The organism is Thermophilibacter mediterraneus, from assembly GCF_900119385.1.
Taxonomy (GTDB): domain Bacteria; phylum Actinomycetota; class Coriobacteriia; order Coriobacteriales; family Atopobiaceae; genus Thermophilibacter; species Thermophilibacter mediterraneus.
Map to the genome: position 1 here is coordinate 171,652 of NZ_FPKO01000007.1, position 26,976 is coordinate 198,627.

Genomic DNA, 26,976 nt, shown 5'->3' on the forward strand with positions numbered 1-26,976 from the left:
GGGCCGGTCAAAGGACCGGCCCTTTTTGTTATCCTGAGTAGTCGTTCGAGTCAAGTCACCTGCTAGGTATCTGCTAGGAGCCCGCAAGCACATGTTCCTCTCGCTCATCTTCGTCGTGTTTCTTTACGCGGTGGTCCAGGGCTTCGTGCGAGTGGTCGTCTACTTCTGGGAGTGGCTCTCCCGCGGCCGCCAGCTCGACGCCGACGACGTCGAGCGCGCCGAGAACGCCCTCGATCAGTCGGAGGACGTCCTGGAGCGCGAGCTCGCCCGCGCCGAGCGCCGCCGGGGGCTCGGCCGCCTCTTCGCCCGCTGGAGGGCCTCCAACGAGGCCGTCGACGAGTACCTCGACCACCTGCACCTCGGCTGGTACCAGGTCGTCATCATCTTCTTCCTCGGGTCGATGGCGGGCCTTCTGATCGAGGAGGCGTGGATGCTCGTGAGCGCCGGGCTCGCCGAGAACCGCGTGGGCCTGGTGTGGGGCCCGTTCTCGCCGCTGTACGGCTGCGGCGCCGTGCTGCTCACGGTCCTGAGCTTCCTGCTGCGCCGCCTGGGCGCCAGGGGGTGGCAGGTGTTCGTGGTGTCCGCCGTGGTGGGCGGGGTGCTCGAGCAGCTCACCGGCTGGGCCATGTCGACCTTCTTCGACGCCGAGTCCTGGACCTACCTGCACCTGCCCGACCACATCACCCAGTGGGTGGCGTGGCGCTTCCTCGCGGCCTGGGGGCTGCTGGGGCTCGCGTGGTGCCGTGCCGTCATGCCGCGCCTGCTCTACCAGATCGGGATGCCCACGACCCGCAGGCAGGCGGTCTTCGTCACGCTCGTCGCCGTCTACCTCGTGGCGGACGTCGCCATGACGATCGTGTGCTTTAACCGCAAGACCGAGCGAGACGCCGGCGTGCCCCCCGCCAACGCCTTCGAGCAGTGGGTCGACACCAACTACTCCGACGAGTTCATCGCCGGTCGCTTCCAGAACCTCAAGATCGGCGGGGAGCGCGACATGGTCGACGAGAACGGCAACATCGTGCCCGGCCAGACCCGCGACGGCGAGGTCCGGGGGAGCGACGGCGACGCCGGCGCCCTGCCGGGGGAGAAGGACGAGGGGGGTGCGCGATGACGCCCGAGCGCGAGGTGTACCTCGACTACGCAGCGGCGACGCCCGTCGACCCGGAGGTCGCGCGCGCGATGCTGCCCTACCTCACGGAGCGCTTCTGGAACCCCTCGGCGCCCTACGCGCGTGCGAGGGAGGCCCGCGACGACGTCGAGCGCGCCCGCGGGGCCATCGCGCGCCTGATCGGGGCGCGCCCGGACAACGTGGTCTTCACGGCGGGCGCCACCGAGGCCAACAACCTCGCCTTCGCCGCGGTGGAGGGGCACGTGGTCGTCGACGCGGTCGAGCACGAGAGCGTCCTGGCCTGCGCGGGCACGCACGCGCGCCGCACCGTGCGCGTGGGGGCCGACGGCCTCGTGGACCCCGCCGCGGTCGCGCGAGCCATCAGGCCCGACACCGAGCTCGTCTCCGTCGAGCTGGCGAACGGCGAGCTCGGCTGCGTCCAGCCCGTCCGCGAGATCGCGCGGGTGGTGGCCGCCGAGCGCGCCCGACGCCTCGAGGAGGGCGAGCACCGCCCCATCTACCTGCACACGGACGCCTCGCAGGCGGCGGGAGCGCTCTCGGTCAACGTGAGCTCGCTCGGCTGCGACCTCATGACGCTCTCCGCCGCCAAGGTCTACGGGCCCAAGCAGGTCGGCCTGCTCTGGGCGGCGGACGACGTCCGGCTGCGCCCGCTCGTCTTCGGGGGCGGCCAGGAGGGCGGCGTCCGCTCGGGCACCGAGAACGTCATGGGCGTCGTGGGCTTCGCGCGCGCCCTCGAGCTGGCGTGCGAGCGCCGCCCGCAGGAGGCGCGTCGCCTCGCCGCGCTGCGCGAGCGGCTGCGCGCGGGCATCTGCGAGCGCGTGCCGTGGGCGGTGGTCTCCGGGCCGCGCAACCCCAAGCGCCGCCTGCCGGGCCTGCTGCACGTCTCGTTCGCCGGCGTGGAGGCGCGCCGCCTCGTGATCGCCCTCGAGCGCGCGGGCGTCTCAGTGGGCACCGGGTCGGCCTGCGCCGCCAGCCGCATGCGCGTCTCCCACGTGCTCGAGGCGGTGGGGATGCCGCGCGAGCTCGCCGAGGGGAGCCTGCGCCTGACGGTCGGACGCCCCACCACCGAGGCCGACGTGGACTATGCGGTCGACGCGATCGCGGGGGCCGTGCGCGCCGAGGCGACGCGCCTGGGGCTCGACGACGCCCGCCAGCTCGAGCGCGTGTCCTCGCTCGGCTGGGGCGCGACCGGGGGCCCGCGGGCTCGCGGCGCGGGGGAGCCGGAGGGAGGCGCTCGTGGCGGGCGCTGAGGCGGCGCGCGCGGGCGCGCTCCCGGCTCGCGGCGCGCGGGTCTTCTGCGGCCTGTCCGGGGGCGTGGACTCCGCCCTCGCGTGCGCGCTGCTCGTCGAGCGGGGGTACGACGTCACGGCGGTCTACATGCGCAACTGGTCGCGCGACCTCCCCGGCTTCCGGTGCCCCTGGGCCGACGAGCTCGCGGACGCCGAGCGCGTCGCCGTTCGCCTGGGCGTGGGACTCGAGGTCTGGGACTGCGAGGAGGAGTACCGCTCGACGGTGGTCGACTACCTCGTGGACGCCTACGCCCGCGGGCTCACCCCCAACCCCGACGTCATGTGCAACCAGACCATCAAGTTCGGGACGTTCGTCGAGCGCGCGCTCGAGCGCGGGGCGGACTTCGTCGCGACGGGCCACTACGGACGCGTCGAGCGCGCGGAGGACGGCCGCGTGCGGCTGCTGCGCGCGCTCGACGAGCACAAGGACCAGACCTACTTCCTGTGGCGCGTCGCCGAGGAGGCCCTCTCCCGGGCGCTCCTGCCCATCGGCGAGGTGGGCGACAAGGCCCTGGTGCGCCGCATGTGCGCCGAGCGCGGGCTCGGCGTGGAGGGGAAGCCCGACTCCGACGGCATATGCTTCGTGGGGCCGGTCGGCATCCGCCCCTTCCTGCTCGACGCCCTCGAGCGGCGCGCGGGCGACGTCGTGGAGTGGGAGAGCGGTCGCGTGCTCGGGCGCCATGACGGGGCGTTCCTGTTCACCGTGGGGCAGCGCCGGGGCCTCGACCTCGGCGGCGGCCCCGCGCGCTACGTCGTGGACACGGACGTGGAGAAGAACGTCGTCTACGTGACCGCCGACCGACGGAGCCCGGCGCTCTTCTGCCGGGAGCTCTCGCTCGGCGACGCCCGCTGGGTCTCGGGCGAGCCGCCCGCCTCGGGGCGCTACCTCGTCCGCACCCGGCACACCGGGGAGCTGCGCGAGGCGTGGGTCGAGGCCGACGGGGCGTCCCGCACGGCGACCGTGCGCTTCGACGAGCCGGCGCGTCGCGTGGCCCCGGGACAGTCCGCGGTCATATACCAGGGGCTCCGCTGCCTCGGCGGGGGAGTCGTGCAAAAGGGGGCGGGGCTCGTCCCCGCCGGTCGCTAAGGAGGGACCATGTCAATGGAGAGGGCGCGCGAGCACCTCGAGCGGTTCGGCCTGGCCGACAGGATCCGCGAGTTCGACGAGTCGAGCGCCACGGTGGAGCTCGCCGCGAGGGCAGTGGGCGTCGAGCCCGCGCGCATCGCGAAGACGCTGAGCTTCATGGTCGCCGAGACGCCCACGCTCGTGCTCTTCGCCGGCGACGCCCGCGTGAACAACCAGGCGTTCAAGGCGACGTTCCACTGCAAGGCCAAGATGCTCTCGGCCGAGCAAGCCGCCGAGCTCGTGGGCCATGCCGTGGGCGGCGTGTGCCCCTTCGGCGTGAACGACGGGGTGGAGGTCTTTCTCGACGAGTCCCTGCGTCGCTTCGAGACCGTGTGGCCCGCGGCGGGCAGCTCGAACTCCGCCATCGAGCTCACGCTCGACGAGCTCGAGCGCGTCTCGGGCGCGCGCGGGTGGGTCGACGTGGGGCGCGGCTGGAGAGAGGGAGAATAGGCGCAGACCGCCGCTTGCCGACCGTGCGGGACGTGCGGCGGCGCGCGGCGCGCTACACTAGTCCAACGAGCGATGAGCGACGACGTCTGGAGCGCGGTGGCAGAGAAGCACGACAGTCCCAAGGCGGCCGCTGCGGCCAAGGCCCCCTCCGGGCCCGCCAAGGCGCCGGGCACCTCCGGCGCGGCCAAGGCCAAGGGCCCCACCGGCGCGGCCAAGAAGGTCGCCCTCAAGGTCTCCGCCGTCCGCTCGGTCTCCGCCGAGGACCGCGCCGCCGACAAGAAGTCGCTCGGCCAGGTCAGGAAGACCGTGGTCTTCCTGGGTGCCGTGGCGATTGCCTACGCCCTCTACCTCGTCTTCTCCGGGCAGGTCGACGAGTTCGTGTCGTCGCTTGCCGGCGTCGACCTCTCGTGGATCGTCGCGGGCGTGGTGTGCTTCCTGTTCTACTACGTCTTCGGCATCCTGGCCTACGTGCTCTCCGTGGCGGCCGACCCCGATTGCCCGGTGGGCATTCGCGACCTGATGAGCGTCGAGGCGTCGGGCGTCTTCTTCATGCGCCTCACGCCCAACAGCGCGGGGGCGCCCCCCGCGCAGATCTTTCGCCTCACGCGCGCGGGCATGTCGGCCGGGGCGGCGAGCGCGCTCAACTTCACGCGAACGATTATCTACGAGACGGGCGAGGGCGTCTTCGCCGCCATCATGCTGCTCTTCTGCGGCGGGTATTTCTACGAGACCTTCGGTGACGTCACGCTCATCGGCCTCTTCCTCTTTGGCTTCAAGGTCGTGCAGGTGGGCGGCTTCATCGCCCTGTGCCTGCTGCCCCGCCCGGTCATGGCCGTGGGCAACTGGGCGCTGCGCTTCGCCAACCGCCGCAAGTGGCTCAAGGACGATAAGTACGAGAAGTACTACGAGGTTGTGAACACGCAGGTCATGGAGTTCTCGCGCGCCTTCAAGCGCGCCGCGCGCAACGTGCCGGAGATGCTCGCCACGATGGTGGTGACGCTGCTGCAGCTGGGCTGCATGTACGCGCTGCCCTACTTCGTGCTGCGCTCCTTCGGCGAGCCCGCGGACTTCCTGGTGTGCCTCGCGTCGGGGTCGATGCTCGAGCTGCTCGTGAACGCCGTGCCGCTGCCGGGCGGCGCGGGCGGCGCGGAGGTCGGCTTCGCCTACCTCTTCAAGGGGATGTACGGCGTCCACCTCACGGCCGGCTTCGTGATCTGGCGCGCGATCGAGTACCTGCTCCCCGTCATCATCGCCGCGCCGTGCATGGGCCTGCGCTCCACGAGCGGGGAGTCCATCAACCGGCGCGCCAAGCGGGTCTGGAAGCGCCTGCGCGGCGCGGTTGGCGGCAAGGGCGGCTCCGGGTCCGGCAGGGGGCTCGGTCGCGGGCGCGGCGGCGTCACGGTGAAGCCGGGCGCCAAGAAGAAGGCGCCCTCCGGCGCCGGCACGGGCACGGGAGCGGGCGCCTCGGACGTCGAGGCGCGCATCGCCGCCGGCAAGGCCGCCGCGGCCAAGAAGAAGGCGCAGAAGGGCGCGTAGCGCGTCTGGGACGTCGTCTCGCGCCCTCGCCCCGGAGCCGCGCCGGGGAGTTCCGCCGACCCGTCGCCGCGGCACCTCGGGCGTCCCGAGGACCAATTTCAAAAAAGTCCAAAAAGACGCTTGCATTCGGAGTGGGACCCTTGCTAATATATCCCTCGCGCTGCGGTCCCCAACGCAGCCGGAACACATAAGGGCGTTTAGCTCAGGGGGAGAGCGCTTCCCTGACACGGAAGAGGTCACAAGTTCAAATCTTGTAACGCCCACCAACTTCTCGCAGCTCAGAGCATATTCGCTCTGAGCTGTTTTCGTGTTCGGGGCATGTCGGGCGGGTCTCGCGGGACGGTGCGGGGCACCAGCTCGCGCGCGGGCAGCGAAACCCCTCCGGTCTTCCCGTCACATTTCATTCCCGCCCGTGTGTAGTAGATGAGGGGCAGGGCAGCTGCGGCTCCGAGGAGACACCCGACGAAGAGAGAGGAGGCTGGTCGATGCAGATCCCCCGCACCGCACCGGATCGCGATCCCGAGCGGCTCGTGCGTGACTACGCCGACCTCGTCCTGCGCGTGTGCTACACCTACCTGCGCTCGACTGCCGACGCGGAAGACGTCTGCCAGGACACGCTCACGAAGCTCATCTGCCGCGAGGAGCCGTTCCGCGACGCCGGCCACGAGCGCGCGTGGGTCATTCGCGTCGCGTCGAACGCCTGCAAGAACCTGCTGCGCGACCGCGGGGCACACCCCGAGGCGGACCTCGACGCCGTCCCGGAGCCGGTCGCGCCGCAGGGGCCGGGCGAGGACGCGCTCCGGCGGCGCGACGACCGCGTGCTCAATGCCGTGATGGCGCTTCCGCTCCCGCAGCGCGAGGCGGTCTACCTGCACTATTACGAGGGCTACCCCACGCGCCAGATTGCCGCCATCACGGGCTCCACCGACGTTGCCGTGCGCCGGCGCCTGAGTCGCGCCCGCGCCCGGCTGAGAGAAGACCTGATGGGAGAATACGATGACTTCCCCGCTTGACTCCTACACCAGCTCGCTGGACGAGCTGCGCTTCCCCGACGAGGCCAAGGCCCGCATGGCCGCGAATCTGCGGAGGGTCGCTGCGGAGGGGGGCGCCAAGAAGGACGCGCCGTCCGGGCGTCTCGCCGAGGCCCTGACCCGTCCCGCCCGCCCCCGGGCGCACCGCTGGGCGCGCGTCGCCGCCGGCCTCGCGCTTGCCCTCGTGCTGGGCGGGGGCGCCACCGTCGCCGTGGCGACGGGCGTGCTGCCCAACCCGGCCGACGTGCTCTCGGACGTCTTCGGCGGCGCGCCGGCCCAGACCGAGCTCCTGAACGACGTGGGTCGGCCGATCGGTGCGAGCGCGACCTCGAACGGCGTCACCGTGACGGCCGAGGCCGTGGCGGGCGACCGGTTCAACTACGCCGTGGCCTACTCGATCGAGTTCGACGATCCTACCGCGCTCGAGGAGCTCGAGTTTCACGAGGGCGGCACCCTGACGTACGTGGGGGACGCCTTCCTGCGCGTGGACGGCGCGATGAGCGGCGGCGGTCTCGTCCGGCTCTACGATGCCGACCCCGGTGACAACACGCTGCAGCTCGTGCAGGTCATGGGGGTACAAACGTGGAACGACGCGGGCATTGTGGGCCGCACGGCGCGCTTCTCGATGAGCAAGCTCGAGATTTTCACCGATGAGGGGGAGTTCAAGACCCTGGCGGCCGGCAACTGGAACCTCAAGTTTGAGATGAACTACGTGGACACGACCGTCGACCTGCCAGCGGGCCAGACAACAACGTGGCAGGGCTCGAACGTTACGATTGACGCCGTGGCGGTGTCCTCCCTCGGCGTCACGGTGGACTACACAATCGACCGGCAGACGCGCGACCTTGCGCTTCCCGGCGAGGTGAGCGACGAGGCCCTGGCCGAGCAGGCTGCTGTGATGGGCCTCCCTGTGATCGTGACCTTCGCTGATGGGACGACGTTCGACGCCACGGACGCCAACGGCTCTTCGGCGAAGCGCGATGACGGCACGACCACCGTCTCCAAGGCGACGACCTACGACCGCATCGTGGACGCGGACGATATCGTGAGCGTGACGGTGGGTGACGTGGAGATCCCCGTGAGCGTCGCATAGTCCCGCAACAGCCTGCGTGACGGGGGGCGAGCCGCCGTGCCCGGGTGGCTCGCCCCCCCCCTCGTCTGGGCGGAGGCCGCCGCCGGGTGGCGCGCCCGAGCTACTCCTGCTTGGAGCCGAACTCGAGGTAGCTGATCGTCCGCATGTCCGCATACGCCTGCGGCAGCCTGATGTCGTCGCCCTCGCCGTCGTCGAGCGGAATCCACGCTCCGGTTGCGAGCTCGGTGCCGATGAGGCTCGCCGCGGGCACGTCCTCGCGGGCGACCATCTGGGCCTTCTGGTAGTCGGTGAGGGGCGCCCCTGCGGCGTCGAGCAGCATCGCCGCCAGCTGGGCCGGGCCCGCGGAGTCCGTCTCGACCCCGCCGACGGCGCTGCCCGCCACGTCGTAGTTGGCCCAGATGGTGTAGGTGGTCGAGTAGATGAGCCGGAGCTTGTCCTGCTCGCTCGCGTCGGGCATGAGCGCGTCGGCGAGCTCGGGCGAGAAGCCGGGCTGGTGGTCGCCGAAGTAGAGCAGGATCACCGGGCGGTCGAGCTGGCGCAGCTCCTCGACGAACGCGGCGAGGTCGCGGTCGGACGCGGTGATGCAGGCGAGGTACTCGCCGAGCTCGGCGGTGGTCTCGGCGTCGAGCCCCTCCGGCTCGTAGCCGGGGAGGTCCTCGAGCGGCACGTTGTTCTGCAGGTACCCGCTGTGGTTCTGCATGGTGACGTCGAAGATGAACTGCGGCTCGTCGCTCGATCGCAGCAGCTCGAGGACCTTGTCGAAGGTCGCCCCGTCCGAGATCGCGCCATGATAGAAGTCCACGCCTGCGAACTCCTCGTCACCGGTGCCGGTCTTGAAGTCCTCGAACGAGAGGAACTCGTCGAAGCCGAGGGCGTCGTAGACGCTCTGGCGGTTCCAGTTGGTGGGGCTGTTGGGGTGGATCGCCGTCGTTGCGTAGCCGAGCTCGGCGAGCTGGGCGGGCAGGCTCGGCGCCTCGGACATGTCATAGAGCATGAAGGGGTACTTGCCGTTGCCCACGTAGGCCAGCGGCACTCCCGTCAGGAACTCGAACTCGGTGTTGCAGGTGCCCCCGCCGAGCACCGAGACCGCGAGGCTGCCCTGGCTGAGCGTGCCGGCGTCGGAGACGAGCGAGCGGTAGAACTCGGGCCCCTGGTAGCCCACCCCGAGGCCGTCGTAGATCGAGAGGTCCGAGAAGGTCTCGTCCATGACGCAGACGATGCTCGGGAGCTCCCGCTCGAACTGCGCCTCGGCGGCGGCGCGCGGCAGCGTGGAGCCGCGCCCGTCGTCGTACTCGTCGGCGTAGGCGCGCTCGAGGTCGGCGGCGTCCCGCTCGTCGTAGCCCTCCGGGCGGTCGATGGGCAGGTCCTGCGCGACCCTCACGAACGAGGGGAGGAAGCCGTGGCCCTCGTAGGACTGCAGCGAGTCCCAGTAGGAGACCTGGAGGCCGAACGCCTCGCCGAGGTCCGTGGTCACGAGGCCCCACAGGCAGCTCGCCGCGGCGAGGGCGGCGATGACGTTGCCGAGCGCGTTGACGCCGAGCTGCTCGCGCGTGGCGCAGCGCGAGGGGGCGACGAGCGCGCAGGCGGCCATGGCCACGAGGGCGCACGACACGCCCAGCAGGACGAGGTGGTCGACCGAGTAGACGTAGCCCCCGCTCACCTCGGCCGCGGTGCCGAGCGCGAGCAGGTCGTTGGGCATGATCGCCGCGTCCTTGAACCGCGCGACGAAGAACTGCGCGATGCCGACGAGGCTGAGCGCGCCCACGCCCACGGCCATGCCGGCGCCGCGGCGCTGGAAGAGGAAGTAGAGAAGGACGAGCGCCCCGAGGATCATCGCGACCTCGAGCGACGGGTAGAGCGGCTCCATGTCGAGGATGCGGCCGTTCCAGGGGAGCTCGAGCGCGAGCCAGCCGAGGGCGCAGCTGAGGGCGAGGGCCCCCGCGGCGATGCCCGCCCGCAGCAGCTCGGCGGCGGCGCGCCACCGCCCGCCGCGCCCGCCGAGGCGCTCGAGGGCGTCGAGGAGGGGCCGGCGCAGCAGGGCGCAGGCCGCCTCGAGGAGCGCCGCGAGCGAGAGGGCCACGAGCGTGAGCCCGTCCCCCTCGCGCTCGAAGAGGCCGAGGCCGACCACCGCCGCGCACGCCACGAGCGCGACGACCGCGGGCGCGAGCCAGGCGAGGTCGGCGGGGCGGGGGCGCCTGCCGCGCGCGAGGGCGCGACGGACGACGAGGGCGGCCGCGGCGACGACGGCCGCGAGCGCGGCGAGGGGGATGAGCGGGGTTGACTCGAGCATGGGGCCTCCGGGGAAGGTGCGCGGGCACGCCGCCCCGCGAGCGCGGGCCTCGGGGCGGCAACCCTCTTATGATAGTGCGGGGGAGGGGCGAGGGGCTTCCCTACGAGAGCGTGCTCGCAAACTCCAGGTACGTCATGTTCGCCAGGTCGTCGTAGGAGGCGGGGACGTCGTCGCTGCCGTAGGCGAGCCACGAGCCGTCCGCGAGGCAGGTGCCCACGAGGCTCACGGCGGGGAGCTCCTCGCGCACGGTGAGCTCGGCCTTCTGGTAGTCGGTGAGCGGCGCGCCCACGGCCTCGGCGAGGAGCGCGCCGAGGTAGCAGACGCTCGTGTCGAGGCGCTCGGAGGCCTGCCCGCTGCCGGCGACGTCGTAGTTGGCCCAGATGACGTAGGTCGTCTCGTGGGTGCGCAGGCCGTGCGCGAGCTCGTCCTCGCCGGGGAAGAGTGCGTCGTTCACGATGGTGGAGAGGGCGGGCTGGTGGTCCCCGAAGAAGCAGAGCACCACGGGCCGGTCGAGCTCGCGCAGCTCGTCCACGAACTCGGCGAGCGCCCGGTCGGACTCCTCGATGCACGCGAGGTACTCGGAGAGCCGGTCGTTGTCGTAGCTGCTCAGCCCGTCGATGTGGTACTGCTCGACCTCGCCGATGTTCTCCTGGTCGTAGGCGGAGTGGTTCTGCATGGTGACGTCGAAGATGAGCTGCGGCCCGTCGTCCTGCTCGAGCAGCTCGAGGATCTTCTCGTAGGTCGCCTCGTCGGAGACGCCGCTGTGGAAGGTCTCGGCACCCTGGAAGTCGTCGATCGAGAGGAAGCGGTCGAAGCCGAGCGCCTCGTAGACGCGGTCGCGGTTCCAGTTGGAGGCGTAGTTGGGGTGCAGGGCGGTCGTCGCGTAGCCGAGCTCGGAGAACTGCCTGGCGAGGCTCGGGGCGCCGGAGAGGTCGTAGAGCGAGTAGGGGTACTTGCCGTCGCCGACGAAGGCGAGGGGGACTCCCGTGAGGAACTCGAACTCGGAGTTGCAGGTGCCGCCGCCGAGCACGGACACCGAGAGGTCGCCGGTGAGGACGGCGTCGTCGATGGAGCGGTAGCGCTCGGGTCCCTCGTAGCCCCAGCTCTCGCCGTCGAGCGAGCTGAGGTCGGCGAAGGTCTCGTTCATGATGCAGATGACGGTGGGGCGCAGCTCCTCGAACTGCTCGCGCGCGACCTGGGCGTCCTCGCTCGCCCCTGCCCCCCCGTCGTAGGCCGCGGCGCGCAGCTGCTCGGTCTGGCTCGCCTCCTCGGCCGTGTAGCCCTCGGGGACGTCGATGGGGAGGTCCTGGGCGACGGCGACGAAGGTGGTGAGGAAGCCCTGGCGCTCGTAGTAGTCGAGCGAGTACCAGTACTCCATGCCCACGCCGAGGTCGTCGAAGTAGCTCGGGACCGTCACGCCCGCGCAGAGGGCGACGAGGGAGGCGAGCGCGCACCCGAGGTTGACGAGCCTCGCGCGCACGGCCGCCTGGGCGCTGCGCGGCCGCGCCGCCGCGACGAGCGAGCAGACCGCGACGGCGAGCATGACGCAGGAGAGCCCGACGAGCACCCGCCCGCTCACGGCGTAGACGTAGCTGCCGCTCACGGCAGCCGCGGTCTGCAGGACGAAGAGGTCGTTGGGCAGGAGCGCGGAGGCCTTGAATCGGGCGACGAAGTACTGGGCGAGGCCGATGACCCAGCACAGCGCCACGACGATCGCCGGGCCCGCCCCCCGACGCTGGAGGAGGAAGAACAGGACGAGGGTAGCGCCGAGGACGATCGCCATCTCGATGGCGGCGTAGTTGAGCGCGATGGAGAGCGCGAGCTCGTTGTAGGTGAGCTCCATCGCCAGGAAGCCGAGCACCGTGCACGCGAGCACCGCGACCACGCTGGCGAGCGCGCGCAGGGGCGCGGCCGCCGCGGGGTTGGTCGTGGCGAGCAGGTCGACGCGGGCGGTCGCGCGCCCGCGCAGCAGCGCGGCGGCCCCGGCCAGCAGCGACGAGGCGCAGAGGCACCCGAGCTCCGCGGCGCCCCCCTCGTAGAGGCCGAGCGCGCACCACGTCGTCGCGACCGCGAGCGCGGCGACGGGCGCGACGAGCCATGCGAGCGTGCGCACGGAGGGGCGAGCCCCTCGCGCCCGGCGTCTGCGCACGTAGAGGGCACCGAAGGCGACAAGGACGAGAAGCGCTGCGAGGGGCATGGCGAGGAGCATGATTATCCTTTGATGACACGGGGCTTACCTGCACCTCATGATAGGGCATCGCGGCTTCCCGCCCGAAAACTCCCGCAAGCCAACGTTCTTCTCGCCCTCCCCGCTCGCGGCCGGGGCGCCCGCGCGCCCGGTCGGCGCGCTAAGATGGGCCAAGGGGCCCGCCCGGGCCCGCGAGCCGAGGAGGATGCCATGAACGAGGTCATCGAGGCAATCAAGAGTCGTCGCAGCGTGCGCTCCTACACCGACGAGATGCCGCCCCGCGAGCTGATCGACCAGGTGGTCGAGGCCGGGCTGTGGGCGCCGAGCGGCAGGAACCTTCAGGGGCCCATCGTTCTTGTCGTGACCGACCCCGAGCTCCGTGCGCGGCTCTCGCGCATGAACGCTGAGGTGCTCGGCGCCCCGGACGGGCCCGACCCGTTCTTCGGCGCGCCGGTTGTGCTCGTGGTGCTGGCGCCGCGCGACCAGGCGAACCGCGTCTACGACGGCAGCCTCGTGATGGGCAACCTCATGCTTGCCGCCCACGCGCTCGGGCTGGGGAGCTGCTGGGTGCACCGCGCCCGCCAGGAGTTCGACACCGACGAGGGTCGCGCGATCCTCGCGGGGCTGGGCATCGAGGGCGAGTGGGAGGGCATCGGCCACTGCGTGCTGGGCTATCCCGCCGCGGAGGGCGTGGGCCGGCCGCGCCGCGAGGGCCGCGTGTTCTACGCCGAGTAGCGCCGACGGACGCACCGGGCGTGCGGCCGAGCCCGCCCGGCGCGCCGCTGCGGGCGTCGTGCTAGCCTAGAGGGTCGCCGGGCGCGTCCCGGCGGCCGACCCCATCCTCGAGCGAAAGCGGGTAGCCGTGGACCTCAGCCAAGCCATAGAGTGCGCCAGCGCCTTCGTCTTCCCGGGCTTTCTCGCCGACGACGCCTCGCTCTCGGCGGAGCGGGCCAGAAACGAGGAGGCCCTCGGGGTGCTGCGCGCCGCGTGGGCCGAGGCCCCCGCGGGCAGGGAGCCGTTCTCCTTCGACCTCGTCCGCTCGCTCGCCGACCGCAACCGCGACGTCTGCGACCGCTACGGCATCGAGCGGCTGCGCGACGTGAACCCCTCGAGCCTCTCGCGCGGGCTGTCCCCGGCCGAGCTCATCCATGCCGTCGCGGTGCTGCAGCACCGAACCGACGCGCAGGTCGCCGCCCTCTCGGGCCCCGACGCGCGCGACCTCAACGTGGCGTGGGTGGACGCGCCGGTCTCGGGCATGGTGGTGGGCATCGACATCGAGACCACCGACCGCGACCCGGCGCGCGGCTACATCATCAACGTCGGCCTCGAGTTCATGACCATCGGCCCCAAGGCCAAGCCGCACGACCCGTTCGCGGGCTACTTCGGCCTGCCCCAGATGTACGCCGAGAAGGGCGTGCCGCTCGCCGACATCCACAAGATCTCGTGGTCGGACCTCGAGGGCAGGACGCCCTTCCGCGAGGACCGCAAGGTGCAGGAGGCGCTGCTCGCCACGCTCACCGCCTACCCGTTCATGGCGCACAACGCGGCATTCGAGGACTCCTGGTTCACGCTGCACATAGACGGCTACGCCGAGGCGCGCAAGGCGGGGCGCGTGACGGTGATCGACTCGCGCGACATCTGCCGGCGCGTCGACCCGGAGACGCGCGTCCTGCCGCACGAGCAGCGGCCCGCCTCGCTCGAGAGCTGGGCGCGCAGGCGCGGTACCCTCAAGGCGGGGGAGTCCGAGCGCCACCTCGGACTCGACGACGTGGAGCTCATGCTCGCCACGGTCCAGGCGGAGTTCGCCGAGCGCAACATGCTCGCGTAGCGGGCGGGCGTGTGCTAGCCTAGGCGGTCGCAAAACGTCGCGACCGAAGGGGTTCCCATGAACGAGAGCGTGAGGAGCGCCGCCGACGGGCTCGTCGAGTTCGTCCGCGCGTGCCCGAGCATGTTCCACACCGCCGCCGAGATCTGCCGCCGCCTCGACGGGGCCGGCTTCACCCGCCTGCACGAGGCGGACGCCTGGGAGATGGCGCCGGGTGGCCGCTACTACGTCGTCCGCAACAACTCGAGCGTCGTCGCCCTGAAGGTGGGCGACGAGCTCGGCACCCCGTCCCGCAGGGCGCCCCACCACTTCCAGATGGCCGTCGCGCACGGCGACTCGCCCACCTACAAGGTCAAGTCGTCGCCCGAGCTCCCCGGGCCCGAGGGCGCCCTGCGCCTCGACGTCGAGGCGTACGGGGGGATGATCGACCACACCTGGCTCGACCGGCCGCTCGGCCTCGCCGGGCGCGTCCTCGTGCGCTCCGGGGCGCGCGTCGAGAGCCGCCTCGTCAACATCGAGCGCGACGTCTGCCTCATCCCGAGCCTCGCCATCCACCTCGACCGGTCCTCCGGACTCGCCCCGCAGCTCAACCGCGCGGTCGACCTCTGCCCGCTCTTCTCGGCCGGGGAGCTCGGCCCCGGCTCCTTCCTCGAGATGGTCGCCGCCGCCGCGGGGGCTGATGCCGCCGACGTCCTCGCGCACGACCTCTTCCTCGTGGCCCACGAGGAGCCGCGCGTCTGGGGACAGGCCGACGAGTTCGTCTCGGGCGGGCGCCTCGACGACCTGCAGTGCGCCTACGTCGCGCTGAGCGCGTTCCTCTCGACGGACAACGCGCGCGACGTGAGCGTCTTCGCGTGCTTCGACAATGAGGAGGTCGGATCGCTCACCAAGCAGGGCGCCATGTCCACCCTCCTCGCGGACACGCTGCTGCGCACGAGCTCCGCGCTCGGGCGCACGCCCGAGGAGCACCGCCGCGCCCTCGCCGCCTCGATGCTCGTGAGCTGCGACAACGCCCACGCCGTCCACCCCAATCACCCCGAGAGGTACGACGAGGCGAACCGCTGCCGGCTCAACGGCGGCCTAGTCGTCAAGGAGGCCGCGAACCAGCACTACTGCACCGACGCCTTCAGCCGGGCGCTGCTCGTGGCCCTTCTCGACCGCGCGGGCGTGCCGCACCAGAGCTTTGCCAACCGCTCCGACATGGCGGGGGGCTCGACGCTCGGCAACCTCTCCAACTCCCAGGTGAGCGTCCACGCCGTGGACGTGGGTCTCCCGCAGCTCGCGATGCACTCCGTCTTCGAGACCGCGGGCGCGCGCGACACGGCCCTCGGGATCGCGGCGCTCGAGGCGTTCTATGGCGCGGACCTCGTGATCGATGGCGCCGACGGGGCGGAGCTCGGCTAGCGGGCCTGCGCCATGTCGGCGCTGCGCTCACGCCGGCGCCGCGGCTTTGCGCCCTCTATCCAGCCGCCCCGCCGCTCCGTCGCCCCGTCCAGCCGCCCCCATCCGCACAATTCCGAGATTGTGCGGCGCCGAGGAGGAGCCCGGGGGAGAAGGGCCTGTTGGCGGCGGCCGGTCAGGAAACGCCTCGACTGCGCGCCCCCCGCCGCACAATTCCTGAATTGTGCGGCGGGGCGGGGGGTCCCGGGGACGAGCGTCGGGGTTTCCCCAGATGAGGTCCTTCTCGCGGTCAGGAAATCGGCCCAGTGCGCGGTCCTGTCCGCACAATTCCGGAATTGTGGCCCCTAACGAGCGGCATAGTTAGCCATCCGCTCCTTCGCCGCCTCGGCGATCGCCGCCGCGACCCACTCCTCGTTCTCGCGGCGCTCCCGCCCCGCGTTCCTGAACCTCCTGCCCGGGCCCTGCGCCGAGAACGTCGAGGAGAGCAGGTCGGCCCTCGGCACGTGACCGCGCGCGGCCTCCCCCAGCAGCTCCGAGGCGATCCCGGGCCCTCCCGGGGCGCGGTGCGAGTACCTCCAGCAGAACTCGTCCACGAAGCCCTGCGTCCGCGTCCTCGAGAGCCCGTGGTAGGTCCCCTGGGCGTAAGCGCGCAGGTTGGAGATCACCTTGTGCGCCAGGCGCAGCCACGTCCCCGGCGCCCCGCCCGAGGGCGACCTGCCGGCCTCGGCGCGCGGCCACGACGCGACCGCGCAGCCTATGGGCAGGAAGCCGTCGAAGCGCACGCGGGCGAGCACGCTGACGCGGGCGCGGAGGAACTCCCGGTAGGAGCCCGCCGTCACGTCGGAGGCGACCCTGACCGAGCAGCGGCCCGGGCCGCGCGGGCCGGGGGCCTCGACGGCGACGAGCAGGGGCACCTTCTCGCAGCCGCGGCCCACCCTCCCGGCGACCGTCGCCCCGAGGTACATCTCGTCGACCTCGACGGTGCCGTCAAGCCGCTTGAACGGACTCCGATCTGGCCATGGCGCCGCGGAGGCGCAGCAGCACGTAGCCGGCGGTGCGCTCGGAGACCCCGAGGTGCCTCGCGAGCTCGATCGCGGAGACCCCGCGCTTGGAGTGCGTCATCAGGTAGGCGGCGAGGAACCACTTGACCAGCGGCAGCTTGGTGCCCCTCATCGCGGTGCCCGCCGTGACGGAGAACTGCCTGGAGCAGCGCGTGCACTGCCACTTGCGCGCCCGGCCCCTGACCCGGGCGCACCTGGCGTGCCCGCAGGAGGGGCAGCGGAACCCCTCCGGGAACATCCTGCGCAGCAGCTCCTCCTCGCAGGCCTCCTCGGTGCCGAAGCGCGCCATCCAGTCGACCAGCGTCCCGTCCCCGCCGTTCGCCGCCGCCACGTCCCTGCCCGTCATGCTCGCCATCGCGACCTCCCCACGCCGTCGTGCCCTGCGCCGCGAGCGTACTCCGGCGACCGGACAGAAACCCTGGGACTATGCTTCTCGTTAGGGGCCACAATTCCGGAATTGTGCGGCGGCGTGATAGACTGCTCGCATGATACGTGGAATCGGCATAGACTCCGTCGACATCGAGGAGATGGCGAGGCTCGTCGCCGCCCCGGACGGCGCCTTCCTCCGGCGCACCTTCAGCGACGCCGAGCGGGCGCAGGCCCTCGCGCGCCGCGACGCCGCGTCGTGCCTGGCGGGGAAGTTCGCCGTCAAGGAGGCGGTCTTCAAGGCGCTCGCCCAGCACACCGCCTCGGGCTTCGACTTCCGCTGCGTCGAGACCCTCGATGACGACAACGGCTGCCCGCACGTCACCACGACGGGCCCCCTCGCCCCGGTGCTCGCCGAGGCCGGGGTCACCGAGCTCCTGGTCTCGATCACCAACGAGCGCGGCGTCGCCACGGCCATCGTGCTCGCGCAGCGCTGAGCGGCTCCGCGGGCGCTCCGCCGTAGGGTGCCCCCCTCGGTCGACGCTGCGAGAAGAGCGTACTTCTCGCCGGGCGCCACAAAAAAGGTGCGGGGCCCCAGAAGAGGCCCCGCACGCGGGCGGGCGTTTGTGCGAGGGCACAGCCTACTCGTCGCCGAAGCTGATGCCGAGGGCCTTGGCCTCCTTGACGAGGTCGCTCTTGGGGTCGACGTACTTGAGCTTGCCGGCGACGTCGGCGAGCGGCACGCGGCACATCTTTCCGTTGACCTGGGCGATCATGACGCCGAACTTGCCCTTGAGGCAGGCGAGGGCCGCCTCGGCGCCGCACTGCGTTGCGAAGATGCGGTCCTGGGCGTCGGGGGTGCCGCCGCGCTGGGTGTGGCCGGGAACCGCGATGCGGATCTCGCGGCCGGTGCGCTTGTCGATCTCGGCGGCGATGTCGTAGGCGATCGAGGGCGTGGTGCGCGCAGCCACGAGCTTCTTGTACTCCTTCTTGGAGAGCGCGGCCTCCTCCTTGGAGATGGCGCCCTCGGCGACCACGATGATGGTGAAGCGGGCGCCCGCCTTGTCGCGGTCCTCGATCACGCGGATGACGTTCTCGATGTCATAGGGGATCTCGGGGATGAGGATGACGTCGGCGCCGCCGGCCACGCCAGCGTAGAGCGGGATCCAGCCGACCTTGTGGCCCATGATCTCGATCACGAAGACGCGGCCGTGGGAGCTCGCGGTCGTGTGGATCTCGTCGATGCAGCGCGTGGCGACCTCGACCGAGCTCGTGAAGCCGAAGGTTATGTCGGTGCCGAACGTGTCGTTGTCGATCGTCTTGGGCAGCGCGATGACGTTCAGGCCCTCCTGCGAGAGGCGGTTGGCCGTCTTGGTGGAGCCGTTGCCGCCGAGCATGAATAGGCAGTCGAGCTTGAGCTTGCGGTAGGTGTCCTTCATGGCCTGCACCTTGTTCACGCCGTCGGCCTCGGGCGTGTCGAGCAGCTTGAACGGGGTGCGGCTCGTGCCGAGCACGGTGCCGCCGCGGGTGAGCAGGCCGGAGAAGTCGCGGTTGTCCATCATGCGGTAGCGCTCGTAGATGAGGCCCTGGTAGCCGTCCTCGAAGCCATAGACCTCGACCGGCTCGTCCGACTGGCGGTAGAGGGTCTTGACGATGCCGCGCATGGTGGCGTTGAGCGCCTGGCAGTCGCCGCCGCTCGTGAGAAGTCCGACTCGAAGCATGGGTGTTCCTTCCTCTTGTCCACAAGTAGCTGAATTCTTACACTTTTCCGTGACAAGGTGCGGGACGCATCCGCCAACGGCGCATCCCTAGAAGGCGCCGGCGCCCGGCGAGGTCGGCGCAGACACGGGGAGGGGAGAGCCATGACGCCAGGTCAGCAGCGCGAGGCCGACGAGGCCGTGGTCGCGGGGCGCCGCGCGCTCGCGAGCCTCGAGGAGGCGGAGGACGCGCTGGAGAGCGCGAGCAACTGGGGCGCCTTCGACCTCTTTCTTGGCGGCGCCATCTCGAGCGTGATCAAGCACGTCAGGCTGGGCGGCGCGCGCGAGGCGCTCGAGCGCGCTCGCGACGACCTCTACGCCTTCACGCGCGAGCTTCGCGACGTCTCGGACATCGAGGTGCTGCGAATGGACGTGGGCGCGCTCGCGACCACGCTCGACGTGCTCTTTGACAACGTGTTCGTCGACCTCTACGTGCAGAAGAAGATCGACGACGCGCGCGACAACGTGGCGGCGGCGATTCGCGCTACCCGCGTCGTGCTCGCCCGCCTCGAGGAGACGCCGCGCTGACACCGCGCTGACGTCGCGCTGACGTTGCGCTGACGTCGCGCGGGCGCCGTGCGTCACGGAGGTTTCCGTTTGGGAACGCGACGCGTGCCGCCGTTCTTCTCGCCCTAGAATCAGCCCATCGAGTTCTCAGGTTCGACGGAAGGGCGAGCGCCAATGGGCAAGATGCAGGAGATTCTCCGCGCGCCTCACGAGCAGATCGAGCAGATCCAGCTCGAGGGCATCAAGAAGACCGTGATTGCGTGCTACGAGAACGTTCCGTTCTACAAGCGGAGCTTCGACGAGGCGGGCTTCGACCCGTATGCGGTCAAGAGCCTCGATGACCTCCAGAGGGCGCCGTTCGTCACCAAGCAGGACCTGCGCGACAACTACCCGTACGGGATGTTCGCCACGCCGCTGTCCGAGGTGAAGGAGATCCACATGTCCTCCGGCACCACCGGAGTGGCGACGGTGGGCGGCTACACCCAGCACGACCTCGAGATCTGGGGCGAGTGCTTCGCGCGCGGCATCGAGTACGCCGACGGCGGCCCCGACGACGTCGTCCACGTCTGCTACGGCTACGGCCTGTTCACCGGCGGCCTCGGCGCGCACTACGGCGGCCTGTACTCGGGTGCCACGACGATTCCCATGTCCGCCGGAAACACGGAGCGCCAGATCCGCGTGCTCAAGGAGATGGGCTCCACGATCATCTGCTGCACGCCCAGCTACGCCATGCACATCGCCGACACCGCCCTCGAGATGGGCATCGACCCGGCACGCGACTTCCACCTGCGCGCGGGCATCCACGGCGCCGAGCCCTTCTCCGACAACTTCCGCCGCGACCTCGAGCGCAAGATCAACTACCACGTGCTCGACGTCTACGGCCTCACCGAGACCATGGGACCGGGCGTCGCCATCGAGTGCTGGGAGCAGGACGGCCTGCACCTGGCCGAGGACCACTTCTACGCCGAGATCATCGACCCCAACACCGGCGAGGTCCTGCCCGACGGCGAGTGGGGCGAGCTCGTGCTCACCACGATCGACCGCGAGGCGTCGCCCGTGGTGCGCTATCGCACGCGCGACATCACCCGCATCCTTCCGGGGGAGTGCGCCTGCGGCTGCACGCACCGGCGCATCGACCGCATCCACGGCCGCACGGACGACATGCTCATCATCCGCGGCGTCAACGTCTTCCCGAGCCAGATCGAGGACGTCATGAAGACGTTCTCGCAGATCTCCTCCTGGTACCAGATCGAGATCGACACCGACCAGCGCTCGCTCGACCTCGTCACGCTCAAGGCCGAGGTCAACCCCGACTTCGCCTTCGACTCCGTCGCCGCCGTCGAGCGCCTGCAGAAGGAGATCTCGGCGCGCCTCAAGACCGCGCTGTCCGTGGGCGTGCGCGTCAAGCTCGTCGAGCCCAAGACCATCGCGCGCAGCGAGGGCAAGGCAAAGCGCATCGTCGACCTGCGAAAGGGGATCAAGTAATGATTGACCAGATCACCGTCTTCCTCGAGAACAAGCGCGGGCGCATCGCGTCGCTGTGCCGGACGCTCGGCAACGCCAACATCAACATGGCCGCGCTCTCCGTCGCCGACACCACCGAGTACGGCATCGTGCGCATCATCTGCAGCGACACCGCCGCCGCGCTCTCGGCGCTCGACGCGGGCGGGTACCGCGCCATCAAGACGAAGGTCATGGCGATCGCCGTCCCGCACCACCCGGGCGGCGCGGCGGACCTGCTCGAGAAGCTCGACGACCTCGACCTCGACATCGAGTACTTCTACTGCTTCTCGACGACCGACGACATGGCCGTGCTCGCGCTTAAGATCGCCGACCCGGCGAGCGCCGCCGAGGCGAGCTGGGCCATCGAGAAGGCCGGCTTCCACGTGTTCGACCAGAGCGAGCTCGACTAGGCTCCCCGCGCCCGTCACGAGCTTCCGAGGCCCCGCCATACAATCGATGTATGGCGGGGCCCACTCATATGTATTTTACGATGGCCCGACCCCGCGCTAGGATGGAACGGTCCCAAGGCACCTAACCGTCGATCGTCTGGAGGCGGCCCCCATGATTCTTGGTCTCGGTCCCATGGAGCTCGTGGTCATCCTGCTTGTCGTACTCGTCATCTTTGGGCCCAAGAACCTGCCCAAGCTCGGGTCCGCCATCGGCAAGACGGTCAAGAACGTGCGCGAGGGCATGGAGGAGGGCTCCGGCGACTCGGAGCCCGCCCCCGAGTCAGAGGTCGCCCGAACGCAGGCCGAGAAGGACGACGAGGCTGCCGCGAGGTAGCCGGCAGAAGGAGCTTTCCCTCCCCATGCCCCCGGGACCCTTTCCCGCCCGGGGGCGTTTTCGTGTCCGCGCGGGGCTCGAGCGCGTCGGGGCGTCTCGCGCGGACGCGCCGCACGGGCAGCGCGACCCTCGGTCAGGCGAGCTCGCCGAGCAGCGCGACCGCCCGCTCGGCGAGCGGGGAGAGCGATCGGTCTGCCTTCCAGATGACGGCGGCTCGCGACCAGAGGTCCCTCTCAACGAGGGCCTTGATGAAGCAGGGGCCGGTGTCGCACACCGCGAGCAGCGACTGGGGCACCAGCCCGACGCCGAGCCCGGCGGCCGCGCACGAGCACGTGGTCCGCTCGTCGTCCGTGAGGCAGAAGGGCGTCGCGGGGAGCTGCGGCGCGAGGCGTCGGTCGCAGACGAGCGGGACGTCGTCGAGCTCGGCGAGCCCGACCTCGAGCTCGCGGCCGCGCTCGAGGTCGGGCGGCATCACGGCCACGAGCGGCTCGGCGGGAGCGTAGCGGCAGCGCAGCCCCTGGGTAGGGAAGGGCGTGCGGACCACGCCGACCTCGGCGATGCCGCTCGCGACGAGCTCGATGACCTCGGGGACGCCGCCCTCGCGCAGCTCGAGGCTGACGTCGGCGTGGCGCGCGGCGAGCTCCGCCAGGCGCTGTCCCGGCGCGAGCCCGGTGGCGGAGTGCGCGACGGCGAGGCACAGCGTCCCGGTGAGGCCCTTGCCAAGGCTCGAGACCTCGCGCGCGGTGGCGTTCGCCATGGCGAGGATGCGCGTGGCGCGCTCGTAGAGGAGCCGGCCAGCGTCGGTGAGCGCCACGCCGCGCGGCCCGCGCCGCACGAGCTGCGTGTCGAGCTCGCGCTCGAGCTGGGCGAGCTCGTAGGAGAGCGGCGGCTGAGAGATGTGCAGCCGCCGCGCCGCGGCGGTGATCTGCCCCTCCTCGGCGATGGCGACGAAGTACCCGAGCTGCTTGAGATTCAAGGATGCCTCCGTTTGTCGTCCTGAAATACAGAGATTGTATGTCAGAGGCCCGTTCGCGCCGGCGTTGGCGCGCCGTATGGCCCACCACGAGCAGAAGCGCCACATTGTATGCAGATTTCTGGGGCCACCATAAGTACTGCTCCGTCGGTCGCATTTATCTGCCTGCGCTTTCCTGATGTCCGGGCGACCTTCTACTCGGGGCCTCTCAAAATACTGCATACAACTTCGGCGCCGTTGCCCGCCCGCCTTAAGAAAGCCTTAGCCTCCCTCGCTGGGCGCTCGCGTATGCTTGGGGGTCGGAAGGAGGTCGCCATGGGTGCGCGCATTCTGGTCGTTGACGACGAGCGAGAGATCTGCGAGCTCGTGCGGGTGTATCTGGAGGCGGAGGGATTCGAGGTGGAGTGCCTGGGCGACGGGTCCTCGGCGCTCGCTCGCGTGACCGATGACGCGCGGCCCGCGATCGACCTCGCGGTCCTCGACGTGATGCTGCCCGGTGCGAGCGGTCTCGAGGTGTGCCGCGCCATCCGCGAGCGCCACGCCTACCCGGTCATCATGCTCACGGCGCGCGGCGAGCAGGCGGACAAGATCGCCGGCCTCGCGCTGGGGGCCGACGACTACGTGACCAAGCCCTTCCTCCCGCTCGAGCTCGTGGCGCGCGTGAAGGCGCAGCTCAGGCGCTACCGGACCTACAACGCCGCGCCCGGTCACAAAGAGCCGTCCGGTGAGGTCATCACGTGCCGGGGCCTCGTGCTCGACGTGCCCGCCCACGAGGCGACCCTCAACGAGCGCCCGCTCCAGCTCACGCCCACGGAGTTCTCGCTGCTGAGGATCCTCCTCGAGGCCGACGGAGCGGTCGTCTCGGCGCGCGAGCTCTACCAGGGCATCTTTGGTGACGCCTACTACGAGCGGGGCTCCGGCTCGATCACGGTGCACGTGCGGCACCTCCGCGAGAAGATGGGGGACTCCTTCGAGGACCCCGCCTACATCAGGACCGTCTGGGGATTGGGGTACAAGATTGAGCGCTAGCGAGAAGGGCGGCGCGCCCGCCGGGTGGGCCGGCGCCCCGGAGGGTCGGGACGCGTCCGCAGTCCGGGCCCGGTCGCGCTCCGTGCTGCGAGCCGTCGTCATCGGCGGCTGCGCGGTCCTCGGGGCCGTCATGGTCTACAACGTGCTCACCGTCTTCGTCGACCAGGCGCTCAACGGCGTCTTCATCGACTGGGTGTCGAGCCAGTTCCTCAACGTCCACAACCTCAACGAGTTCGGCATCCCCGCGGGCGTGGTGCTCGACATCGTGGGGACGCGCTACTTCTTCCTGCAGCTGGGCGTCTGCGTGGCGGCCGCCATCGCCCTGGCGGCGGTCGTCTCGTGGTGCCTCGCCGAGCGCCGCGCGCGTCGGGAGGAGCGCGCCCGCTCCGCGGAGCTGCTCCGCTCGTTCATGGCGCACGACATCGGCGCGAGCGAGGCGTTCCCGTCGGGCTGGGAGGACCTTGCGCTCGTGGCGTCCGAGGTCAAGCGCGCCGGCGAGGACCAGGCGCGGCGGCTCGAGGACGAGGCGGCGCGCCGGAGCGACCTCATCACGTACCTGGCGCACGACCTCAAGACGCCCCTCACCTCGGTCATCGGCTACCTGTCGCTGCTCGACGAGGTCCCGGACATGCCCGCCGAGCAGCGGTGCCGCTACACGGGGGTGGCGCTCGACAAGGCGTTGCGGCTCGAGCGCCTCGTGAACGAGTTCTTCGACATCACGCGCTACAGCCTCACCCACATCGAGCTCGAGCTCGCCCCCGTCGACCTGGCGTTCTTGCTCGCCCAGGTGGCCGACGAGTTCTACCCGGCGCTCGGCGCGCACGGCAACGTCGCGCGCGTGGAGGTCGAGGGGACCGACCGCACCGCCGAGGACCCCGGCGAGCCCCTCGAGATCGTGGCCGACGCCGCCCGGCTGGCGCGCGTCTTCGGCAACCTCGTGCGCAACGCCATCGCCTACAGCGACGAGGGAACCCCCATCGACGTGCGCGCGCGGCGCGAGGGCGACCGCGTGGTCGTGAGCGTCTCCGACACGGGCGCCACCATCCCCAGCCACAAGCTCCGCGCGATCTTCGACCGGTTCTTCCGGCTCGACGAGTCGCGGGCCTCGGCGACGGGCGGGGCCGGCCTGGGCCTGGCCATCGCCCGAGAGATCGTGGAGCTTCACGGCGGCGATATCTCGGCGGCGAGCGAGGCCGGCGTGACCACGTTCACGGTGGAGCTCCCCGTCGCCGCGGGCGCGGCGGCGGGGGAGTGACGCGGGCGTCACGCGACGGAGAACGCCCACAGGTTCGCGCACTGGTCGATCACGCGCTGGAGGTCCCAGGTCCTCGCGGTGCGCTCGGCGCTGTTGGGGTCGCGGACGATGACGGACCCGTCCTCGGCGATCCCGGCGAGCACGATGAAGTGCCCCGTGGTGGTGAAGTCCCCCGGCCGCACGCTGCAGATCACGGGACGGCCCGCCGCGAGCGCGTCGCGCACGGTGCCCTCGTCCGCGGGCAGCTCCTCGGAGTCGAGGCCCAGCTCGGCGGCTCCGTCGGTCATGAGCGACCAGGTGGTCATCCCGTCCGAGACGTAGCCCCCGCGCTCCGAGAAGGCCGCCATCCCGGCCGGGTCGAGGTCGTCCCGCCCGGTGAGGGCGACGTAGACCATGGACAGGCAGGTGGGGCCGCAGCCGTTCTCGCGAACGGTGCCGCCGGCGTAGGGCTCGTCCGCCCACGCGGGGTCGGTCTGGTAGAGGCGGGGCACGCTGCCGAGCCGCCAGTCGCCGCGCGCGTCCGAGGTCGCGGGCTCTCCGGAGCCGCCGGAGGCCGCCGGGGCGGCGGTCGGCGCCAGGGCACCGAGCACGAGCGCGAGCGCGGCGACGAGCGCGCAGGCGCCCAGGGCGGCGAGCAGCGCCCCCGAGGTTCTTCTCGCCTGGCGGCGACGGGTGTAGCGGACGGGTGCCATGCGGGTCATGCGATACCTCCCAGCCAACGTTTCTCGACGTAGACTAGGGTGCCCCCGCCCTCCATAACGAGTCTTGAAGCGACTCCTAACGTTGTCTTAAGAACTCGTGTAGGAGATGTAAACGTTTTGTCAAGACACTTTCGGCGAACGGAATGATTGGGTATAACAAACGTGTCCAAGAAACGAAAGGAGGGAAGGCATGACCAAGATCAAGGAAATGAGCAAGCGTCAGCGCAAGGTGCTCGACGCCTGCCACAACGGCTGGTTCATGAGCGGCGAGTACCGCGCGCTGATGGACGGCCACGAGCGCCGCTTCTGGGCCGACAGCCCGAAGCTTCTGTTCAGAGACGTTGACGAGTGGTTCTCCTCCCACGAGCAGAACCACGCGGACTCGCACCTGCTCGTCAAGTGCGTGTGCGCCGCGTAGCGTCGGCGCGACACCCCACACGGGGGAGGAGCCTGCGGGCTCCTTTTTTTGTGCCGCGGGGCGGCATGTCGAGCGGACGTCCGGCGCCGACGCTCACGACGTGGCGTGGGCGAGCATGAGGGCGAGAATGACGGCGAGGCCGCGGCGCAGGCTGTCCTTCTCGATCCACTCCTCGCGGGTGTGGAGCAGGTCCCCCTCGACGGTTCCGACGGTGTGGGCGGGTATCCCCAGCGAGAGCGGGACGTTGGCGTCGGTCGAGGACTCCTGGTGGGTGGGCTGGACGCCGCCGAGCTCGCGCAGCACCTCGTCGGTGCGAGCGATGAGCTCCCACTGGCCGTCGGGGACGTGCTCGCCGGACGCGGGGCGCCGGCCGATGAGCTTGGCGTCGATGCGCGTCCGCTCCTTGAGGTGCTCCTCCACGAGGACGACGAACTTGCCGTACATCTGCTCGAGGCACTCCTCGGACGCCGAGCGGTACTCCACGAGCACGCTCGCGTCCTCGGCGATGGAGTTCACGGTGGTGCCGCCCACGAAGCGCCCGACGTTGATGGTGGTCTTGGCCTCGGTGGGGAGGTCGAGCGCGTAGAGGTCCTCGATGAAGGAGCAGAGGGCCTCGATGGCGTTGTCGCGCCCGAAGTTCTCCCAGGAGTGGCCCCCCTCGGTGTGGCACTGCACGCGCCAGCGGTGCGACCCGACGGCGGAGACCACGTGCATCCCCAGGTAGAGGTCGAACGACGTGAACTCGGCCACGCGCCCCGCGTAGTGGCGGAAGAGCTCGCGCGTCCCGGCGAGGTTGCCGAGCCCCTCCTCGCAGCTGTTTGCCACGACGAGCAGCGGGCGGTCGAGCGGGACGCCGTGGCGCAGCAGGTAGCGCCCCGCGAGCATCAGCCCCACGAGGTTCGCCGTGTCGTCGCCGACGCCCGGTGCGAGCAGGCGCGTGGGGCTCTCGGCCAGCGGCAGCGGCTCGGTGTCGGGAAAGACCACGTCGGTGTGGGCGGCAAACACGGCGTAGCCGTCGTCCTGCGCGACGCCCGGGCCCGCCGGCAGCGACAGGACCACGTTCTTGGCCTCGTCGATGCGCACGGCACCCACCGGGGCGCCCTGCTCGAGCCACCAGTCGCGGATGAACTCGGCGCGCCGCTCCTCGTGGCCCGAGGGGGCGGGAATCTGCGCGAGCGTGCGCAGGAGCTCGAGCTCCTCCTCGTGGCACTGGTCTGCGTAGGCGGTCGCTATCGACGCGGTCTTCTCGTTCACTGGGGTCTCCG

General features: G+C 70.9%; 26 protein-coding genes and 1 tRNA gene. 19 read left to right on the forward strand and 8 right to left on the reverse strand.

Annotated elements, in window-relative coordinates:
* Positions 1 to 91: 91 nt before the first annotated feature.
* From BQ7106_RS00785 to BQ7106_RS00820, 8 genes are all read left to right on the forward strand, one after another.
* Positions 92 to 1,111: a putative ABC transporter permease gene (locus tag BQ7106_RS00785; protein ID WP_072369789.1), complete on the forward strand. Its 1,020-nt coding sequence runs from the start codon at positions 92 to 94 to the stop codon at positions 1,109 to 1,111.
* Positions 1,108 to 2,379 carry a cysteine desulfurase family protein gene (locus tag BQ7106_RS00790; protein WP_072369792.1) on the forward strand — a complete coding sequence of 424 codons (1,272 nt, stop codon included), beginning with the start codon at positions 1,108 to 1,110 and terminating at the stop codon, positions 2,377 to 2,379. The genes BQ7106_RS00785 and BQ7106_RS00790 overlap by 4 nt, the downstream gene beginning before the upstream one ends.
* The gene (mnmA, locus tag BQ7106_RS00795) at positions 2,366 to 3,505 is read left to right on the forward strand and encodes a tRNA 2-thiouridine(34) synthase MnmA (protein ID WP_072369796.1); all 1,140 of its coding nucleotides are present in this window, start codon (positions 2,366 to 2,368) and stop codon (positions 3,503 to 3,505) included. The genes BQ7106_RS00790 and mnmA overlap by 14 nt, the downstream gene beginning before the upstream one ends.
* Positions 3,506 to 3,514: 9 nt before the next feature.
* A complete protein-coding gene (locus BQ7106_RS00800; RefSeq protein ID WP_072369799.1) occupies positions 3,515 to 3,994 on the forward strand; it encodes a YbaK/EbsC family protein in 480 nt (159 codons plus the stop codon).
* Between the two features lie 72 nt (positions 3,995 to 4,066).
* The gene (locus BQ7106_RS00805; RefSeq protein WP_072369803.1) at positions 4,067 to 5,530 is read left to right on the forward strand and encodes a lysylphosphatidylglycerol synthase transmembrane domain-containing protein; all 1,464 of its coding nucleotides are present in this window, start codon (positions 4,067 to 4,069) and stop codon (positions 5,528 to 5,530) included.
* A gap of 191 nt (positions 5,531 to 5,721) precedes the next feature.
* A tRNA-Val gene (locus BQ7106_RS00810) sits at positions 5,722 to 5,796 on the forward strand.
* Positions 5,797 to 6,015: 219 nt separating this feature from the next.
* Positions 6,016 to 6,543: an RNA polymerase sigma factor gene (locus BQ7106_RS00815; protein ID WP_072369806.1), complete on the forward strand. Its 528-nt coding sequence runs from the start codon at positions 6,016 to 6,018 to the stop codon at positions 6,541 to 6,543.
* The gene (locus BQ7106_RS00820) at positions 6,527 to 7,654 is read left to right on the forward strand and encodes a DUF4179 domain-containing protein (RefSeq protein ID WP_072369809.1); all 1,128 of its coding nucleotides are present in this window, start codon (positions 6,527 to 6,529) and stop codon (positions 7,652 to 7,654) included. The genes BQ7106_RS00815 and BQ7106_RS00820 overlap by 17 nt, the downstream gene beginning before the upstream one ends.
* Positions 7,655 to 7,754: 100 nt before the next feature.
* Here BQ7106_RS00820 and BQ7106_RS00825 read toward each other — a convergent pair whose 3' ends face one another.
* Together BQ7106_RS00825 and BQ7106_RS00830 are read right to left on the reverse strand one after the other, a co-directional pair.
* Positions 7,755 to 9,944 (reverse strand): LTA synthase family protein, encoded by a 2,190-nt coding sequence (locus tag BQ7106_RS00825; RefSeq protein WP_072369813.1) that lies wholly within the window; start codon positions 9,942 to 9,944, stop codon positions 7,755 to 7,757.
* Between the two features lie 100 nt (positions 9,945 to 10,044).
* Complete coding sequence (locus BQ7106_RS00830; protein ID WP_072369816.1) at positions 10,045 to 12,153, reverse strand: LTA synthase family protein; 2,109 nt, start codon at positions 12,151 to 12,153, stop codon at positions 10,045 to 10,047.
* A 189-nt stretch (positions 12,154 to 12,342) separates the two neighbouring features.
* Between BQ7106_RS00830 and BQ7106_RS00835 the strand changes: the two genes are divergently transcribed.
* The 3 genes from BQ7106_RS00835 to BQ7106_RS00845 all read left to right on the forward strand — a co-directional run bounded on the left by BQ7106_RS00835 (position 12,343) and on the right by BQ7106_RS00845 (position 15,361).
* Complete coding sequence (locus BQ7106_RS00835) at positions 12,343 to 12,867, forward strand: nitroreductase (RefSeq protein ID WP_072369820.1); 525 nt, start codon at positions 12,343 to 12,345, stop codon at positions 12,865 to 12,867.
* A 127-nt stretch (positions 12,868 to 12,994) separates the two neighbouring features.
* Positions 12,995 to 13,960, forward strand: coding sequence for a 3'-5' exonuclease (locus BQ7106_RS00840; RefSeq protein WP_072369823.1), 966 nt, complete (start codon positions 12,995 to 12,997; stop codon positions 13,958 to 13,960).
* Between the two features lie 57 nt (positions 13,961 to 14,017).
* The gene (locus BQ7106_RS00845) at positions 14,018 to 15,361 is read left to right on the forward strand and encodes a M18 family aminopeptidase (RefSeq protein WP_072369826.1); all 1,344 of its coding nucleotides are present in this window, start codon (positions 14,018 to 14,020) and stop codon (positions 15,359 to 15,361) included.
* Between the two features lie 341 nt (positions 15,362 to 15,702).
* On the opposite strand, the gene BQ7106_RS00850 is transcribed toward BQ7106_RS00845, so the two are convergent.
* On the reverse strand, positions 15,703 to 16,323 hold the full coding sequence (locus BQ7106_RS00850; protein ID WP_072369829.1) for a transposase: 621 nt from the start codon (positions 16,321 to 16,323) through the stop codon (positions 15,703 to 15,705).
* Positions 16,324 to 16,345: 22 nt separating this feature from the next.
* Entirely contained in the window at positions 16,346 to 16,774 is a 429-nt protein-coding gene (locus tag BQ7106_RS00855) for a transposase (protein WP_072369833.1), read from the reverse strand.
* A gap of 130 nt (positions 16,775 to 16,904) precedes the next feature.
* On the opposite strand from BQ7106_RS00855, the gene acpS reads away from it, so the two are divergent.
* Positions 16,905 to 17,282 carry a holo-ACP synthase gene (gene acpS / locus BQ7106_RS00860; RefSeq protein WP_072369836.1) on the forward strand — a complete coding sequence of 126 codons (378 nt, stop codon included), beginning with the start codon at positions 16,905 to 16,907 and terminating at the stop codon, positions 17,280 to 17,282.
* Positions 17,283 to 17,426: 144 nt separating this feature from the next.
* Here the strand turns inward: acpS and BQ7106_RS00865 are convergent, their stop codons facing one another.
* A complete protein-coding gene (locus BQ7106_RS00865) occupies positions 17,427 to 18,506 on the reverse strand; it encodes a 6-phosphofructokinase (protein WP_072369839.1) in 1,080 nt (359 codons plus the stop codon).
* Positions 18,507 to 18,647: 141 nt separating this feature from the next.
* On the opposite strand from BQ7106_RS00865, the gene BQ7106_RS00870 reads away from it, so the two are divergent.
* From BQ7106_RS00870 to BQ7106_RS00885, 4 genes are all read left to right on the forward strand, one after another.
* Complete coding sequence (locus BQ7106_RS00870; RefSeq protein ID WP_072369841.1) at positions 18,648 to 19,070, forward strand: hypothetical protein; 423 nt, start codon at positions 18,648 to 18,650, stop codon at positions 19,068 to 19,070.
* 153 nt (positions 19,071 to 19,223) lie between these two features.
* Entirely contained in the window at positions 19,224 to 20,534 is a 1,311-nt protein-coding gene (locus tag BQ7106_RS00875; protein WP_072369843.1) for a phenylacetate--CoA ligase family protein, read from the forward strand.
* On the forward strand, positions 20,534 to 20,962 hold the full coding sequence (locus tag BQ7106_RS00880; RefSeq protein WP_072369844.1) for an amino acid-binding protein: 429 nt from the start codon (positions 20,534 to 20,536) through the stop codon (positions 20,960 to 20,962). Before BQ7106_RS00875 ends, BQ7106_RS00880 begins: the two co-directional genes overlap by 1 nt.
* Before the next feature lie 151 nt (positions 20,963 to 21,113).
* Positions 21,114 to 21,335 (forward strand): Sec-independent protein translocase subunit TatA/TatB, encoded by a 222-nt coding sequence (locus BQ7106_RS00885; RefSeq protein ID WP_072369845.1) that lies wholly within the window; start codon positions 21,114 to 21,116, stop codon positions 21,333 to 21,335.
* Positions 21,336 to 21,468: 133 nt separating this feature from the next.
* On the opposite strand, the gene BQ7106_RS00890 is transcribed toward BQ7106_RS00885, so the two are convergent.
* Positions 21,469 to 22,311 (reverse strand): LysR family transcriptional regulator, encoded by an 843-nt coding sequence (locus BQ7106_RS00890; RefSeq protein WP_072369846.1) that lies wholly within the window; start codon positions 22,309 to 22,311, stop codon positions 21,469 to 21,471.
* 312 nt (positions 22,312 to 22,623) lie between these two features.
* Between BQ7106_RS00890 and BQ7106_RS00895 the strand changes: the two genes are divergently transcribed.
* Complete coding sequence (locus BQ7106_RS00895) at positions 22,624 to 23,337, forward strand: response regulator transcription factor (protein WP_072369847.1); 714 nt, start codon at positions 22,624 to 22,626, stop codon at positions 23,335 to 23,337.
* Positions 23,327 to 24,592 carry a sensor histidine kinase gene (locus BQ7106_RS00900; RefSeq protein WP_205407638.1) on the forward strand — a complete coding sequence of 422 codons (1,266 nt, stop codon included), beginning with the start codon at positions 23,327 to 23,329 and terminating at the stop codon, positions 24,590 to 24,592. Before BQ7106_RS00895 ends, BQ7106_RS00900 begins: the two co-directional genes overlap by 11 nt.
* A gap of 8 nt (positions 24,593 to 24,600) precedes the next feature.
* Here BQ7106_RS00900 and BQ7106_RS00905 read toward each other — a convergent pair whose 3' ends face one another.
* Positions 24,601 to 25,293: a C39 family peptidase gene (locus BQ7106_RS00905; protein ID WP_129583751.1), complete on the reverse strand. Its 693-nt coding sequence runs from the start codon at positions 25,291 to 25,293 to the stop codon at positions 24,601 to 24,603.
* A gap of 190 nt (positions 25,294 to 25,483) precedes the next feature.
* Here BQ7106_RS00905 and BQ7106_RS00910 point away from each other — a divergent pair, with 190 nt between their 5' ends.
* Positions 25,484 to 25,711 (forward strand): hypothetical protein, encoded by a 228-nt coding sequence (locus BQ7106_RS00910; RefSeq protein WP_072369852.1) that lies wholly within the window; start codon positions 25,484 to 25,486, stop codon positions 25,709 to 25,711.
* Between the two features lie 93 nt (positions 25,712 to 25,804).
* Here the strand turns inward: BQ7106_RS00910 and BQ7106_RS00915 are convergent, their stop codons facing one another.
* The gene (locus BQ7106_RS00915; RefSeq protein WP_072369855.1) at positions 25,805 to 26,965 is read right to left on the reverse strand and encodes a M20/M25/M40 family metallo-hydrolase; all 1,161 of its coding nucleotides are present in this window, start codon (positions 26,963 to 26,965) and stop codon (positions 25,805 to 25,807) included.
* Positions 26,966 to 26,976 lie beyond the last annotated feature (11 nt).

Excerpts from the sequence above, each read along its gene's own strand:
- BQ7106_RS00855 (WP_072369833.1), bottom strand. The coding sequence starts at position 16,774 with ATGGCGAGCATGACGGGCAGGGACGTGGCGGCGGCGAACGGCGGGGAC.
- BQ7106_RS00885 (WP_072369845.1), top strand. The coding sequence starts at position 21,114 with ATGATTCTTGGTCTCGGTCCCATGGAGCTCGTGGTCATCCTGCTTGTC.
- BQ7106_RS00870 (WP_072369841.1), top strand. The coding sequence starts at position 18,648 with ATGACGCCAGGTCAGCAGCGCGAGGCCGACGAGGCCGTGGTCGCGGGG.
- BQ7106_RS00880 (WP_072369844.1), top strand. The coding sequence starts at position 20,534 with ATGATTGACCAGATCACCGTCTTCCTCGAGAACAAGCGCGGGCGCATC.
- BQ7106_RS00835 (WP_072369820.1), top strand. The coding sequence starts at position 12,343 with ATGAACGAGGTCATCGAGGCAATCAAGAGTCGTCGCAGCGTGCGCTCC.
- BQ7106_RS00790 (WP_072369792.1), top strand. The coding sequence starts at position 1,108 with ATGACGCCCGAGCGCGAGGTGTACCTCGACTACGCAGCGGCGACGCCC.
- BQ7106_RS00865 (WP_072369839.1), bottom strand. The coding sequence starts at position 18,506 with ATGCTTCGAGTCGGACTTCTCACGAGCGGCGGCGACTGCCAGGCGCTC.
- BQ7106_RS00820 (WP_072369809.1), top strand. The coding sequence starts at position 6,527 with ATGACTTCCCCGCTTGACTCCTACACCAGCTCGCTGGACGAGCTGCGC.
- BQ7106_RS00825 (WP_072369813.1), bottom strand. The coding sequence starts at position 9,944 with ATGCTCGAGTCAACCCCGCTCATCCCCCTCGCCGCGCTCGCGGCCGTC.
- acpS (WP_072369836.1), top strand. The coding sequence starts at position 16,905 with ATGATACGTGGAATCGGCATAGACTCCGTCGACATCGAGGAGATGGCG.
- BQ7106_RS00815 (WP_072369806.1), top strand. The coding sequence starts at position 6,016 with ATGCAGATCCCCCGCACCGCACCGGATCGCGATCCCGAGCGGCTCGTG.
- BQ7106_RS00800 (WP_072369799.1), top strand. The coding sequence starts at position 3,515 with ATGTCAATGGAGAGGGCGCGCGAGCACCTCGAGCGGTTCGGCCTGGCC.
- BQ7106_RS00850 (WP_072369829.1), bottom strand. The coding sequence starts at position 16,323 with ATGTACCTCGGGGCGACGGTCGCCGGGAGGGTGGGCCGCGGCTGCGAG.
- BQ7106_RS00830 (WP_072369816.1), bottom strand. The coding sequence starts at position 12,153 with ATGCTCCTCGCCATGCCCCTCGCAGCGCTTCTCGTCCTTGTCGCCTTC.
- BQ7106_RS00845 (WP_072369826.1), top strand. The coding sequence starts at position 14,018 with ATGAACGAGAGCGTGAGGAGCGCCGCCGACGGGCTCGTCGAGTTCGTC.
- BQ7106_RS00805 (WP_072369803.1), top strand. The coding sequence starts at position 4,067 with ATGAGCGACGACGTCTGGAGCGCGGTGGCAGAGAAGCACGACAGTCCC.
- BQ7106_RS00875 (WP_072369843.1), top strand. The coding sequence starts at position 19,224 with ATGGGCAAGATGCAGGAGATTCTCCGCGCGCCTCACGAGCAGATCGAG.
- BQ7106_RS00905 (WP_129583751.1), bottom strand. The coding sequence starts at position 25,293 with ATGACCCGCATGGCACCCGTCCGCTACACCCGTCGCCGCCAGGCGAGA.
- BQ7106_RS00910 (WP_072369852.1), top strand. The coding sequence starts at position 25,484 with ATGACCAAGATCAAGGAAATGAGCAAGCGTCAGCGCAAGGTGCTCGAC.
- BQ7106_RS00785 (WP_072369789.1), top strand. The coding sequence starts at position 92 with ATGTTCCTCTCGCTCATCTTCGTCGTGTTTCTTTACGCGGTGGTCCAG.
- BQ7106_RS00895 (WP_072369847.1), top strand. The coding sequence starts at position 22,624 with ATGGGTGCGCGCATTCTGGTCGTTGACGACGAGCGAGAGATCTGCGAG.